This is a genomic window from Microbacterium sp. 2RAF4, from assembly GCF_052115285.1.
Taxonomy (GTDB): Bacteria; Actinomycetota; Actinomycetes; order Actinomycetales; family Microbacteriaceae; genus Microbacterium; species Microbacterium oxydans.
On record NZ_JBFRGI010000002.1, the window covers coordinates 1,378,085 to 1,392,100 of the forward strand.

13 protein-coding genes are annotated in these 14,016 nt (G+C 68.4%); 6 read left to right on the forward strand and 7 right to left on the reverse strand.

The features are described 5' to 3' along the window. Window positions 1-12: 12 nt before the first annotated feature. The 5 genes from AB4070_RS11080 to xylB all read left to right on the forward strand — a co-directional run bounded on the left by AB4070_RS11080 (window position 13) and on the right by xylB (window position 6,341). Entirely contained in the window at window positions 13-1,059 is a 1,047-nt protein-coding gene (locus tag AB4070_RS11080) for an NAD(P)-dependent alcohol dehydrogenase (RefSeq protein ID WP_441980139.1), read from the forward strand. Further along, on the forward strand, window positions 1,056-2,648 hold the full coding sequence (locus AB4070_RS11085) for a sugar ABC transporter ATP-binding protein (protein WP_441980140.1): 1,593 nt from the start codon (window positions 1,056-1,058) through the stop codon (window positions 2,646-2,648). Before AB4070_RS11080 ends, AB4070_RS11085 begins: the two co-directional genes overlap by 4 nt. Next, the gene (locus AB4070_RS11090; RefSeq protein WP_045263874.1) at window positions 2,645-3,652 is read left to right on the forward strand and encodes an ABC transporter permease; all 1,008 of its coding nucleotides are present in this window, start codon (window positions 2,645-2,647) and stop codon (window positions 3,650-3,652) included. The genes AB4070_RS11085 and AB4070_RS11090 overlap by 4 nt, the downstream gene beginning before the upstream one ends. Window positions 3,653-3,775: 123 nt before the next feature. Next, window positions 3,776-4,792 (forward strand): substrate-binding domain-containing protein, encoded by a 1,017-nt coding sequence (locus AB4070_RS11095; RefSeq protein WP_419775731.1) that lies wholly within the window; start codon window positions 3,776-3,778, stop codon window positions 4,790-4,792. 151 nt (window positions 4,793-4,943) lie between these two features. After that, on the forward strand, window positions 4,944-6,341 hold the full coding sequence (gene xylB, locus AB4070_RS11100) for a xylulokinase (protein ID WP_441980141.1): 1,398 nt from the start codon (window positions 4,944-4,946) through the stop codon (window positions 6,339-6,341). Between the two features lie 2 nt (window positions 6,342-6,343). Here xylB and rhaI read toward each other — a convergent pair whose 3' ends face one another. The 6 genes from rhaI to AB4070_RS11130 are packed head-to-tail and all read right to left on the reverse strand — an operon-like array spanning window position 6,344 to window position 12,597. Then, window positions 6,344-7,510, reverse strand: coding sequence for an L-rhamnose isomerase (gene rhaI / locus AB4070_RS11105; protein ID WP_441980142.1), 1,167 nt, complete (start codon window positions 7,508-7,510; stop codon window positions 6,344-6,346). Beyond that, complete coding sequence (locus tag AB4070_RS11110; RefSeq protein ID WP_058633004.1) at window positions 7,507-7,869, reverse strand: L-rhamnose mutarotase; 363 nt, start codon at window positions 7,867-7,869, stop codon at window positions 7,507-7,509. The genes rhaI and AB4070_RS11110 overlap by 4 nt, the downstream gene beginning before the upstream one ends. A gap of 58 nt (window positions 7,870-7,927) precedes the next feature. Continuing rightward, window positions 7,928-8,959, reverse strand: a complete 1,032-nt coding sequence (rhaS, locus tag AB4070_RS11115) for a rhamnose ABC transporter substrate-binding protein (RefSeq protein WP_441980143.1) — start codon at window positions 8,957-8,959, stop codon at window positions 7,928-7,930. Window positions 8,960-9,005: 46 nt separating this feature from the next. After that, entirely contained in the window at window positions 9,006-10,058 is a 1,053-nt protein-coding gene (locus AB4070_RS11120; RefSeq protein WP_441980144.1) for an ABC transporter permease, read from the reverse strand. After that, window positions 10,055-11,047, reverse strand: a complete 993-nt coding sequence (locus tag AB4070_RS11125; RefSeq protein ID WP_441980566.1) for an ABC transporter permease — start codon at window positions 11,045-11,047, stop codon at window positions 10,055-10,057. The genes AB4070_RS11120 and AB4070_RS11125 overlap by 4 nt, the downstream gene beginning before the upstream one ends. Before the next feature lie 23 nt (window positions 11,048-11,070). Next, window positions 11,071-12,597, reverse strand: a complete 1,527-nt coding sequence (locus tag AB4070_RS11130) for a sugar ABC transporter ATP-binding protein (RefSeq protein ID WP_441980145.1) — start codon at window positions 12,595-12,597, stop codon at window positions 11,071-11,073. 162 nt (window positions 12,598-12,759) lie between these two features. Between AB4070_RS11130 and AB4070_RS11135 the strand changes: the two genes are divergently transcribed. Beyond that, window positions 12,760-13,764, forward strand: coding sequence for a LacI family DNA-binding transcriptional regulator (locus AB4070_RS11135; protein WP_441980146.1), 1,005 nt, complete (start codon window positions 12,760-12,762; stop codon window positions 13,762-13,764). 27 nt (window positions 13,765-13,791) lie between these two features. Here AB4070_RS11135 and AB4070_RS11140 read toward each other — a convergent pair whose 3' ends face one another. After that, window positions 13,792-13,995, reverse strand: coding sequence for a hypothetical protein (locus AB4070_RS11140; protein ID WP_441980147.1), 204 nt, complete (start codon window positions 13,993-13,995; stop codon window positions 13,792-13,794). Window positions 13,996-14,016: the final 21 nt, after the last annotated feature.

The window sequence follows — 14,016 nt, forward strand, 5'->3', positions numbered from 1 at the left end:
ACGAGGAGCCCGATGAAGCGCACTGAACTGCCGACGACCATGCGTGCGAGCGTGCTGGTCCGAGCCGGCGAGCTGACGATCGAGACCCGCCCCGTGCCGACCCCCGCCCCCGATCAGGTGATCGTCCGGGTGAACGCGGTCGGCATCTGCGGCTCCGACGTCCACTACTTCCACGAGGGACGCATCGGCGACTTCGTCGTGGAGGAGCCCCTCGTCCTCGGCCACGAGGCCGGCGGCACCATCGTCGCGGTCGGCACCGACATCGATGACTCCCGCCTCGGCGAGCGCGTCTCCATCGAACCGCAGCACCCGTGCCGCGTGTGCGAGTTCTGCCGGAGTGGCCGTTACAACCTCTGCCCGCGCATCGAGTTCTACGCCACCCCGCCCATCGACGGCGCCTTCGCGGAGTACGTCGCGATCCAGGGCGACTTCGCCTACGCCGTCCCCGACTCCGTGAGCGACGACGCCGCGGCGCTCATGGAGCCGTTGTCCGTCGCCATCGCCGCCGTGCAGAAGGCGGAGGTACGCCCCGGCAGCCGGGTGCTGATCACCGGGGCCGGCCCCATCGGCATCGTCACCGCGCAGACCGCACGGGCCTTCGGCGCCACCGAGATCGTGATCAGCGATCCGATGGCGGAACGCCGGGAGGTCGCCCTGCGTTTCGGCGCGACCGAGGCCGTCGACCCCGCCGCAGGTCCCCTCGGCTCGGGATACGACTCCTTCGTCGATGCCTCGGGCTCCCCCGTCGCCGTGAAGCAGGGCATCTCGGCGCTGAAGCCCGGTGGTGTGGCCGTCCTGGTCGGCATGGGCGCCGACGAGATCGCCCTTCCCGTCTCGACCATCCAGAACCGCGAGCTGGTCGTCACCGGCATCTTCCGCTACGCGAACACCTGGCCGACCGCGATCGAGTTGGTCGCCTCCGGCGCCGTCGACCTCGATGCCCTGGTGACCGGATCCTTCGGCCTCGACGAGGTGCGTGCGGCGCTCGACTCCGCATCCCACCCGTCGACGCTGAAGAGCATCGTGCGTCCGGACCGCGAGCACGCGAGGGAATCATGACCGACCTCGAGCGCACGGGGAGCATCACCCTCGACGAGCAGCCCGACATGCTCGCGTGCGTCGACATCCGCAAGGCGTTCGGCGGGGTGCCTGTGCTCAAGGGCGTCGGGCTGCATCTCGAGCCGGGCACCGTGACCGCCCTCGCGGGCGAGAACGGCGCCGGCAAGTCGACGCTCATGAAGATCGCCTCCGGCCAGATGAAGGCGGACGCCGGTCAGGTGCTGGTCCGCGGCGAGGAGCTGGCCGCGGGATCGGCACGCGACGCCCACCAGCGCGGGATCGCCATCGTGCCGCAGGAGCTCGCGTCGATCCTCGACACCACGGTGTACGAGAACATCTTCGTCGGCCGGGAGCTGCGGGGGCGCCTCGGGCTCGTGGATCGTCGTCGCATGGCCAGAGAGGCCAAGGAGATGCTCGCGGAGTTCGGCGTCGACATCGACCCCTCCACGCGGATGGGGTCCCTGCCGGTGGGCCTGCGCCAGATCGTCGAGATCGTCAAGGCGACCAGCACCGGCGCCCGCGTGCTGCTGCTGGACGAGCCGACCAGCGCGATCGCCGAACGCGAGGTGGCCCGTCTGATCGAGAACATGCGGATGCTGCGCGACCGCGGCGTCGCGATCCTCTTCACCACGCACAAGATGGAGGAGATCCGCGCGATCGCCGATCGGGTCGTGGTCCTCCGTGACGGCGGCCTCGTGGCGGATGCGCCGCTCTCGGAACTCAGCGACGACGACATCGTGACCGCGATGATCGGCCGCGAGCTCGAAGACCTCTTCCCCGACCTGCCGCCCGCGTCCGACGACATCGCCCTCTCGGTGCGCGGCCTCGACTACACGCCGGCCCCGCAGCCGGTCGACCTGCAGGTGCGCCGCGGCGAGATCGTCGGACTCGCAGGGCTCGTCGGCGCCGGACGCACCGAGCTCATCGAGGCGCTGTTCGGAGTGCGCTCCTCGACCGCGGGCGAGATCGCCGTCGGGGGCCGTCGCGTCCGCCGCGGACGCCCTGCCGACGCGATCACCGCGGGCATGGCGCTGGTCCCTGAGGACCGGAAGGGCGCGGGCGCCGTGCTCAGCATGGACATCCTGGCGAACGCCACGCTGCCGCGAATGGATCAGTTCTCCGTCGCCGGATGGCTCAAGGGCCGCAGCCGCGTCGACGCGGTCTCCGAGGTCATGAGTTCGGTGAGGCTACGCAGCCGCGGCCTCGGGCAGCTCATGGAGACGCTGTCCGGCGGCAACCAGCAGAAAGTCGTGCTCGCGCGTTGGCTCACCGGCGAGGTCAAGGTGCTCCTGCTCGACGAGCCGACCCGCGGCGTCGACATCGGCGCCCGCAGCGAGATCTACCGCATCATCACCGACCTCGCCGCCTCCGGCATGGCCGTGGTCATGGCCTCGAGCGACATGCCGGAGATCCTCGCGCTGTCACATCGCGCTCTCGTGCTCAAGGACGGGGGCGTGGTCGCCGAGCTCGACCGGGCCGCCCTCCAGCAGCCCGACGTGCAGGACCGCATCTTCCGCCTCGCGAGTGGACTCGACATCTCCGAGGCCCCCGCCAGCAGCACCGCCCCCTCCGCAAAGGACCACCGATGACCGACACCCGCACCGCCGCGCAGACCTTCGTGCCCGAGTCGGAAGTGAAGCGCTTCAGCCCCACCTGGTTCGGCGACCTCGCCATCCGCTACGCGATGGTGATCGTGATGGTGCTCATCATCGCCTTCTTCCTCTACCGCAGCGCGCGCTTCGGCACGGTCGACAACCTGCAGACGATCCTCGTCGCCGCGGCACCTTTCGCCCTGATCGCCCTCGGACAGACGCTCGTGATCCTCACCGGCGGCATCGACCTGTCGGTCGGCAGCGTCATCGCCGCATCCGCCGTCTTCGGCAGCCTCACCGCGAAGGCCTTCCCCGACCAGATCTGGCTCGCGATCGTCGCCGGCGTCGTCGTCGGCTTCATCGCCGGCGCGATCAACGGCTTCGTGGTCTCGGTGATCAAAGTGCCACCCTTCATCGCGACGCTCGGGATGCTCACGCTCGCATCCGGCGTCGCCTATGTCGCGGGCAACGGCGCCCCCATCACCGGGCTGCCCGCCGACTTCTCCCGCATCGCCAACGCGCAGTTCGGGGGGCTCACGCTCCCGGTCATCCTGATGATCGTCGGCATCCTGGGACTCGCGATCATCATGCGACGCACCACGTGGGGCATGCGCGTGTATGCGATCGGCGGCAACCCGATCGCCGCGGGCATCGCCGGTATCAACGTGGGCCGCACCATCTTCAGCGTGTACGCCATCTCCGGCATGCTCGCGGGGATCTCCGGCGTCATGCTCGCCAGCCGTGTCACCCTCGGTGCACCGAACCTCGGCGTCGGGTATGAACTCGACGCGATCGCGGCGGTCGTGATCGGTGGGGCGAGCCTGCTCGGCGGACGCGGCTCCATCTGGGGAACGGCCCTCGGTCTGCTCCTCATCCAGACGCTCAACAACGGTCTCGACATCCTGACCGTGCCCGCCTACTGGCAGAAGGTCATCAAGGGCGTGCTCATCGTCGCCGCGGTCGCCGTCGACGTGTGGGCGACCCGACGACGAAGCCGCTAGCTCCCGACGACCACCCGACGAAGAAGACCCTGCTTCATCGCACCACCCAACGAGAGGAATCCCATGTTCACCAAGAAGAGCCGCATCGCCGCGGCTTTCGCCGTCACCTCCGTCGCAGCGCTGATGCTCGCCGGGTGCGGCGCCGGCGACCCGAACGCGAACGCCGGCGGCGCAGACGACAGCGGTCAGGAGCGCATCACCATCGGGGTGAGCGTCTACGACATGTCGTCCTTCGTCACGGAGGGCAAAGAGGGCATCGAGCGCTACGCCGAGGAGAACAACATCGAGATCCTGTGGAACTCCGCGGGCCTCGACGTCAACACCCAGGCGAGCCAGGTCGACCAGTACGTGACGGCCGGTGTCGACGCGATCGTCGTCATCCCCGTGCAGGCCGACTCGCTGCAGCCTCAGATCGCCGCCGCGAAGGCCGCCGACATCCCGTTCTTCGACGTCAATGCCTCACTCAACAGCGAAGACCTCACCGGCTCCGTGCAGCCGGACGACGTGGCCGCGGGTGAGCAGGAGGCGCAGATGATGATGGACGCCCTCGACGGGAAGGGCAACGTCATCATCCTGCAGGGACCGCTCGGAGGCTCGGGCGAGATCAACCGCGGAAAGGGCATCGACAACGTGCTCGCCGAGAACCCCGACGTGAAGGTGCTCGCCAAGGACACCGCGAACTGGAAGCGCGACGAGGCCGTCAACAAGGTCAGCAACTGGATCTCGGCCTTCGGCGATGACATCGACGGCGTGATCGCCCAGAACGACGACATGGGCCTCGGTGCGCTGCAGGCGCTCAAGGAAGCCGGCATGACCGACGTGCCGATCGTGGGCATCGACGGCATCGCCGACGGCCTCGAGGCCGTCAAGAACGGTGACTTCATCGGAACCTCGTTGCAGAACGGCACGGTCGAGCTGTCGGCCGGTGTCGCCTACGCCGCCGCCATCGTGCGAGGGGAGGACGTCAAGGAGAACCCGGTCTACCTGATGCCCGCGATCACGAAGGACAACGTCGACGAGGCGATCGGCCACGTGGTCACGGAGCGCGACGCGTTCCTGAAGAACCTGAGCGAGATGACGAACAAGAACCTGAAGAGCGGCAACATCGCCTACGAGGGTCTCACCGGCCAGTCCGAGTGACCGCCGGGCCAGGGCCGCGGAGATGCTTCGGTGTCTTCGCGGCCCTGGTGGTTCAAGGGATCGGTGGTTCACGGGATCGGTGGTTCAAGGGATCCGTCGTTCATGGACTGGCGTTTCACGGACGGGTCGTTCACGGATGAGGGAGAAGCGGATGCCGACATACGTCGCAGGGGTGGATTCGTCCACGCAGAGCTGCAAGGTGAGTGTGCACGACCTGGAGACGGGCGAGGTCGTGCGCACCGGACGGGCATCGCATCCGTCCGGCACGGAGGTCGACCCCGAGGCCTGGTGGTCGGCGCTCCAGAGCGCGATCGTCGACGCCGGCGGACTGCACGACGTCGCCGCGATCTCGGTCGCCGCCCAGCAGCACGGGCTCGTGGCGCTCGACGCCCAGGGGCACGTGGTGCGCGACGCGCTGCTCTGGAACGACATCCGCAGTGCCGATGCCGCGGCGGCGCTCGTGGCGGAGGTCGGGGCGGAGGAGTACGCACGCCGGGTCGGAGTCGTGCCCGTGGCATCGTTCACGGGCGCAAAGCTGCGGTGGCTGCGCGAGCAGGAGCCGGCCAACGCCGCCAGGGTCGCTGCCGTCGCCCTCCCCCACGACTGGCTCTCCTGGCGGCTGCGCGGCTTCGGGCCGACGGGTGCCGGCGCCCTCGGCCCCGACCTCGACGCGCTCGCCACCGACCGGTCCGATGCCAGCGGCACCGCGTACTGGAGCGCCTCGACCGGTGCCTACGATCTCGATCTGCTCGCGCACGCGTTCGGTCGCGTCCCGATCCTCCCCCGGGTGCTCGGAGCTGCCGAGAGGATGGGGGTCACGCCCGCGGGCACAGTGGTCGGCGCCGGGCTGGGGGACAACGCCGGCGGCGCGCTCGGACTCGATGCCCGACCGGGCGACGCCGTGATCTCGATCGGCACGAGTGGCACGGTCTTCGCCGTGTCCGAGCACCCGATCGCCGACGCCACCGGAGCGGTCGCCGGCTTCGCGGACGGGAGCGGGAACCATCTCCCCCTCGTCGCCACGCTCAACGCGGCGCGGGTGCTCGATGCCGTCGCGGGTCTGCTCGGCGTCGATCACGGCGAGCTCGCGCGCCTGGCGCTGGCGTCCGAGCCGGGTGCGGGCGGCCTCGTGCTGCAGCCCTACTTCGAGGGAGAGCGCACCCCGAACCGTCCGGATGCCACCGCCACCCTGTTCGGCATGTCCCTCGCCTCCACGCGTCGCGAGCCCCTGGCGCGTGCCGCGGTGGAAGGGCTGCTGTGCGGTCTCGCCGACGGCCTCGATGCGATCCGTCGGTGCGGAGTACCGGCCTCGCGCATCCTGCTCATCGGTGGCGCCGCACGCAACCCGGCGGTCTCACGGATCGCGGCGCAGGTCTTCGACGTGCCGATCGTGGTGCCGGGAATCGACGAGGCGGTCGCCCGCGGTGCTGCGGTGCAGGCGGCGTGGGCGCTCACCGGCGAGCGTCCGTCGTGGCACGACGGCGAGGCTCGCCCATTCGCGGTCGACCATCGCCCGATCATCCGCGAGCAGTACGCCGCGCGGAGCTGAGCTCAGGCGCCCCAGCCGGCCTGCACACCGCCCACACGCTCGGCGGCGATCTTGTCCTGGTAGCCGGACGCGAGGTAGGCGGCCATGGGATCTGCGGGAAGACCGCGCGACTCGCGCCACTCGGCGAGGGCCGGACGCACGTCGGTGTAGAACGCATCCATGAAGAGGGCGTTCGCTGCGAGCACGTCCCCCGACTTCTGCGCGGCGGTGAGGGCGTCGCGGTCGACGAGCAACGCACGGGCGGTCATCTCCTGCACGTTCAGCACCGAGCGGATCTGGCCGGGGATCTTGTCCTCGACGTTGTGGCACTGGTCGAGCATGAACGCCACCTCGGGGTTGTTCAGGCCGCCACCGCGGATGACCTCGAACAGGATGCGGAACAGCTGGAACGGGTCGGCAGCGCCGACGATCAGGTCGTCATCGGCGTAGAAGCGCGAGTTGAAGTCGAACGAACCGAGCTTGCCGAGGCGCAGCAGCTGCATCACGATGAACTCGATGTTCGTGCCGGGCGCGTGGTGGCCCGTGTCGAGGCAGACCATCGCCTTGTCTCCGAGGGAGCTGACCTGCGCGTAGGAGGTTCCCCAGTCGGGGACGTCGGTGTGGTAGAACGCCGGCTCGAAGAACTTGTACTCGAGCACGAGGCGCTGGTCGTCGCCGAGGCGGTCGTAGATCTCCTGCAGCGATTCCTGCAGCCGATCCTGACGCCCCCGCATGTCGGCCTGGCCGGGGTAGTTCGACCCCTCGGCCAACCAGATCTTGAGATCACGGCTGCCGGTCGCATCCATCACGTCGATGCAGGCGAGGTGGTGGTCGATCGCCTTCTGCCGGATGGCCGCATCCTCGTGCGTGAGGGCGCCGAACTTGTAGTCGTCGTCCTGGAACGTGTTGGAGTTCACGGTGCCGAGAGTCACCCCGTGGTCCTCGGCGTGCTTCCGCAGGTCGGAGTACGAATCCACCACGTCCCACGGGATGTGCAGCGCCACCGCGGGCGCGAGTGCCGTGTAGCGGTTGACCTGTGCGGCGTCGGCGATCTTCTCCCACGGGTCCCGCGGGGTGCCGGGAGTGCCGAACACCTTGAAGCGCGTGCCGGAGTTGCCGAAGGCCCAGCTGGGAAGCTCGATGCCCTGCTGGGCGAGGACGGCGAGGTTCGAGGGACTGAGGATGCTCACGATGCACTGCTTTCGTTGGGGAGACCGGAGGTGGAGAGCTGGTCTTCGAGGTGGAACACCTCGGGAAGTGTGGGTGCCGCCTGGTCCGGGCGTCCGTCGAGGCCGACGAAGAAGCGGGCCATCTCGGCTTCCCAGCGGGCGGCGACCGGCGACGCGGCCAGGTACGCCTGCGCCGCGACATCGTCGTCGGTCTCGTAGTAGCCGATGAGCTCACCGTCGGGAGCGAGGAAGAGCGAGTAATTGCGGCGACCGGCCGCGGCGATCTCGGCGAGCATCTCCGGCCACACCGGCGCGTGACGCTCGCGGTACTCGTCCAGAAGCTCGGGACGCACCTGGAGCTTCACGCATACGCGGATCATGAGGACCTTTCCGGGAGCGTCCGACCGGCACTGGTGCCGGCCGGACGCCCGAGGTTGATCAGAAGTCGAACTCGCCGATGTTGTCGGCGTTGAACACGAACGGATCGCCGAGAACCACGACGCCGTCCTCCCCGACCGTGTACTCACCGAGGTCGCCGGCGGTGAAGGTGTCGCCCTTCTTGCCGGTGATGTCGCCCTCGATCAGCGCCTGCGCCGCGAAGGCCGCCAGGTAGCCGAGGTCTTCCGGGTTCCACAGGGCGAACGACGTGACCGTGCCGTCCTCGACGTATTCGCGCATCTGGTTCGGGGTGCCGAGACCGGTGAGCGCGACCTTGCCCTTGTAGTCCGAGGTGGACAGGTAGCGGGCGGCTGCGGCGATGCCGACCGTCGTGGGCGAGATGATGCCCTTAAGGTTCGGGTGCGTCTGCAGCAGGGCCGCGGTCTTGTCGAACGACGTCTGGTCGTCGTCATCGCCGTAGACCGTCTCGACCAGGGTGATGTCGGGGTAGTCGCTGGCGAGGTAGTCCTTCATCAGGTCGATCCAGGCGTTCTGGTTGGTCGCGTTCGCCGAGGCCGAGAGGACGGCGATCTCTCCCGCACCGCCGATCTGCTCGGCGACCTGGTCGACCTGCGCCTTCGCGATGCCCTCCGAATCGGCTTGGTTGACGAAGACGTCGCGGCACTCCGGGTTGGTGTCGGAGTCGAACGTGACGACCTTCACTCCCGCGTCGCGGGCCTCGTTCAACGCGTCGCAGATGGCCTTCGGGTCGTTCGCCGAGACGACGAGTGCCCCGACGCCCTGCTGCGTCGCGGTGTTGATGTAGCTGACCTGGGCGTCGGGAGTCGCCTCGGCCGGCCCGACCTCGGCGAACGTGCCGCCGAACTCCTCGACGGCGGCCTTGCCGCCCTTGCTGGAGGTGTCGAAGTAGGGGTTGCCGAGGTTCTTGGGCAGGAAGGTGACGGCGAGGTTGCCGTCACCTTCGTCGCCTCCACCACTGTCACCACCGGTGCTCGCGCATCCGGACAGGGCGACCGCGGCGGCGACCGCGAGCGCGGCGACAGCGGTCACACGTTTACGTGCAGACATCATTGTTCTGTTCCTTTCGTGAGGGTGTGCCGCAACCGCGGCGTCGGCGTCATGAAGCTGTGGGTGCGGCGCCGGTGGTGTATCGTCCCGGTCTGCGACGAGCCTTCTGCAGCCAGGCGAGGAAGCTCGCGGCCACCACCGAGATGACCAGGAGGGCGCCGGTGATGATGTTGATCACGTCGGAGGTCACGTTCATCAGGCGCAGTGCGCTGGCGAGCGAGCCGATGAGCAGTCCCGCGGCGACGACCCCGTAGATCTTGCCCCGACCGCCGAACACCGAGACGCCGCCGAGCACGACCGCAGCGATCACCTGCAGCTCCAGGCCGGTGGCGTTGTCCCCGCGCGCGCTGCCGTAGCGGAGGGTGTAGAAGATCCCGGCGAACGCGGCGACCACCCCGGAGAGCACGAAGAGGATGAACTTCGTACGCTCCACGTGCACGCCCGAGAACCGTGCGGCGTCCTTCGAGAGGCCGATCGCGTACACGCCGCGACCGAACGGGGTGTAGTGCAGCAGCAGGATGAACGCCACCAGGAGGAGCAGGAACGGGATCATGATGACGGGGATCGTGGTGCCGGCGAGCTTCGCCTTGGCGAGATCGGTCCAGAACTCCGGGAACTCGGTGACCGCCGTCGTTCCGAGCAGGCCGACCGCGAGGCCACGAAACAGCGCGAGCGTTCCGATGGTCACGGCGAGCGACGGCAGACCGACGACGGTCACGAGGAATCCGTTGAAGGCGCCGCCGACCAGACCGACGAGCAGTGCCGCGAGAGCGGCGACCTCGAAGGGTATCCCGCCCTGCACGAGCGCCCCGGTGACGACGCTGGAGAGGCCCACCATGCTGCCGACCGACAGGTCGATCTCCCCCGTGATCATCACCAGCGTCATGGGCAGGGCGATCAGGAGGATCGGCGCGATATCGAGGAGCAGGTACGTCAGCGTGATCGGCTGTCCGAACCCGCGTACGGTGCTCGCGGAGACGATGATGACGACGATCAGCAGGGCGACGATCGCCATCTCCCTGGTGAGGAGCACGCGGCGCCAGAGCGGCTTGTCGAAGTCGCGGATGACCCGGGTGGTCGCAGTCGCTGTCGCGGCGGTCATGACTTGTCCCTCGCTTCGATGAGCCGTCGTTTCTGGCGGACGGCGAGCACGCGGTCGAGCACGATCGCGCCGATGATCAGCAGGCCGACGACGGCACGCTGCCAGAAGTCGGGGATGCCGAGGATGGGGAGCGCCCGGTTGATCGTGAGCAGCAGCACCGCACCGATCGCCGCGCCCCACACGGAGCCGATGCCGCCGGTGATCGCGACGCCGCCGATCACCGCCGCCCCTACCGCGTCGAGCTCCCATCCGGCTCCGGCCTGCGAGTTGATGGTGCCGTAGCGGGCGGCGTAGAACACTCCGGCGAGACCGGCGAGCGCGCCGGAGACGACGAAGGCGGTCAGCACGCGACGGGTGACGCGCAGACCGTAGAGCTCCGCAGCCGCCGGATCGGATCCGATGGCGTAGTACTCCCGACCACCGCGGGTGTTCTTCATGTACCAGGCGGCCGCGGCGAGCACGATGAGGGCCACGATCGTGAGGATCGGGATGCCCACGAGCTGCCCGGTGCCGAGCGCGAGGAAGTCCTTCGGCATGTCGGACGCGTTCACCCGGTCGCTGCCGGTCCACAGCACGTTGATGCCGCGGTAGGCGTAGAGCGTACCGAGCGTGATCACCATGGCCGGCACCTTGGCGAAGGCGACCAGTGCCCCGTTGACGAGTCCGAGGAGAGCGCCGAACACGACGGCGGCAACGACCACGATGACGATGGGGATGCCGGGTATGTCGATGAACAGGCGACCGGTGAGGTACGCCGTGAGCCCCATGACCGAGCCGACCGAGAGGTCGACGTTGCGGGTGATGAGCACGATGGCCTGCCCGACAGCGACCAGCACGAGGATCGAGGGCGTGAGCAGCAGGTCGCGCCAGCCGTCGGGGCTGAACAGGAAGTTGGAGTTGTTCGTCGTGGCGGCGACGATCACGAGTGCCAAAGCGAGGAGGATGCCGAACTCCCGCGCCCGACCGAGCGCGGAGAGCCTCTTCGTCATCGACGAGACGGGGATGGCGGTGGTCACGAGGAGAGCTCCGATGCGTGCGTAGCGGCGTACATGACGTTCTCGGAAGTCGCCTCGGCGCGGGCGATCTCCGCGGTGATGCGCCCTTCGCGCATGACGAGGACACGGTCGGCCATGCCGAGCACCTCCGGCAGCTCGGACGAGATCATGAGGATCCCCATTCCCTGCCCCGCGAGCTCGGAGAGCAGTCGGTGCACCTCCGACTTGGTGCCGACGTCGATCCCTCTGGTCGGTTCGTCGATGATGAGCACCTTCGGCTGCGTGGCGAGCCACTTGGCGAGGACGACCTTCTGCTGGTTGCCGCCGGAGAGCGTCGCTGCGACCGTGTCGAGGGCGTGGGTCTTGACCTCGAGCCTGGTCGCCCATTCCCTGGCGGCGCGGTTCTCGATGCCGGTGGTGAGGAAGCCCAGCTTCGCGAGCTGGCGGCGGATGGAGAGGGTGATGTTGCCGCCGACGCCCGATTCGATCACGAGCCCCTGCTTGCGACGGTCCTCGGGCACGAGCGCGAGGCCCGCACGCATGGCCTCGGTGGGTCGACTGCGGGGGATGCGTGCGCCCTGCATGGTGACGGAGCCCTCGCGGTACGGGTCGACCCCGAAGACGGCACGCACCACTTCACTGCGTCCGGCCCCGACGAGGCCGGCGAGACCGACGATCTCGCCCGCGCGCACCGTGAAGGAGATGTCGTGGAAGACGCCAGGGCTGGTGAGGTTCTCGACCACGAGCAGCGGTGCGCCGACCGTCGTCTCCTGCTTGGGGAACAGCTCGGTCACCTCGCGACCGACCATCTGGTGCACGATCTCCTCGACCGAGGTGTCGGCGATCGCGCTGGTGGCGATGTAGGCCCCGTCACGCATGATTGTGACGGTGTCGCAGAGTGCGAACACCTCGTCGAAGCGATGCGAGATGAAGATGAGTGCACGGCCCTCATCGCGCAGACTCCGCGCGATCGTGAAGAGCCGCTCGACCTCGACGCCGGAGAGCGCAGCGGTGGGCTCGTCCATGACCAGCAGGCTCGCATCGAGCGAGACGGCCTTCGCGATCTCGATGACCTGCTGATCGGCGATCGACAACCCCTCCGCCGGACGGTCGGGATCGATGGTCACACCGAGCCGGGTGAAGAGGCGCTCGACCTCGTGGCGCATGCCCTTGCGGTCGATACGACCGAAGCGCCCGGTCGGCTGTCGGCCCATGAAGATGTTCTCGGTGACGGACAGATCGGGGAACAGCGTCGGCTCCTGATAGATCACCGCGACGCCCGCGCTCTTCGACTGCGCGGTGGAGGAGAAGTCCACGTCCTCGCCATGGAACCGGAACACCCCGGCGTCGCGCTGGTAGAGACCGGCGACGATCTTCACGAGGGTGGATTTGCCCGCGCCGTTCTCGCCGACCAGGGCGTGGATGGACCCGCCGTCGACCGAGAGCGTCCCGGAACGGAGGGCGACCACCGCGCCGAACGACTTGCGGATGTCGCGGAGTTCGAGCGCCGGCGGAGCACCGGAGGTGTCAGAGGGAATCGTCATCGATCGGACCTAAGCTGCAGGATCGTCCCTGCGGATTGAATCGTTTTAAAGAGCGGAGCACCTGAAATTTATGACTCTCGCTGGCTTCCTGTCAAGTCACGGTTTGGTCGATGGTACGTTTCAGGGACAGGTTTCGCGGATGGCGCGGAAAGGAATCACGCCGTGGTCGTCAGTGTTCGAGATGTCGCACTCGCCGCATCCGTCTCGGTCGGGACCGTCTCGAACGTCCTGAACCACCCGGACAAGGTGTCGCCCGCCACCGTCGAACGCGTCACGACGGCGATCGAGAAGCTCGGCTTCGTGCGCAATGACGCCGCCCGGCAGCTGCGCGCAGGACACAGTCGCTCGATAGGCCTGGTCGTGCTCGACGTGCGCAACCCGTTCTTCACCGACATCGCCCGCGGCGCCGAGGAACGGGCCGCCGAGGCGCGGATGACGGTCACGCTCGGCAACAGCGACGAGAAGGTCGAACGCGAGCGCGCCTACATCGACCTGTTCGAGGAGCAGCGCATCGCCGGCCTGCTCATCTCTCCGCTCGCCGACGACCTCCCGCGATTGCGACGCCTGCGCGATCGCGGCACCACCGTGGTGCTCGTCGACCGGGAAGTCGCCGACGAGAGCTTCTCCTCGGTGTCGGTCGACGACGTCGGCGGTGGCTACCTCGCCGTGCAACATCTCGCGGCGCAGGGACGACGACGCATCGCCTTCGTCGGGGGTCCGATGGGCATCCGACAGGTGGTCGACCGCCTTGAGGGTGCCAGCAGAGCCGCGAACGAGGCCGGTGTCTCCCTCGAGGTGATCCTGACCGATTCCCTGAGCGTGCTCTCGGGCCGTGCCGCCGGCGAGACCCTCAGCGCTCGTGCACCCGAAGATCGACCCGATGCCGTCTTCGCCGCGAACGACCTCCTCGCGATGGGGGTGCTGCAAGCGCTCATGATGCGCAGCAGCATCCGGGTCCCGGACGAGATCGCGCTCATCGGCTACGACGACATCGACTTCGCGGCCGCCGCCGTGGTCCCGCTCTCGTCGATCCGCCAGCCCGCCGAACTCATCGGATACACGGCCGTCGATCTGATGCTGCGAGAAGCCGGCGGTCACGCCGGGCGGGAACGCGTGGTGTTCCAGCCCGAGCTCGTCGTACGGGAGTCGACCGCGCGACCGACCTGAGAGCGAGCCGGTCGCCGCGGCGGGATTTCAGCGCCCGAGGGCTTTCTTCGCCTTCTTCGCCGCTCTCTCCGCCGTCTTCCGGCGCTGTTTCCTGACCTTCGGGTCGTTCCACATCCGCACCAGCTGATGCCCCACCGACTCACCCTTGTCGATCTGCACCGTCGCCGTCCTGCTCCCGAACACATACGCGACGAAGGCGACGCCGACGACGAGGAGGATCTTGTTGCGCATGATGCCTGCTTTCTGTGGGGC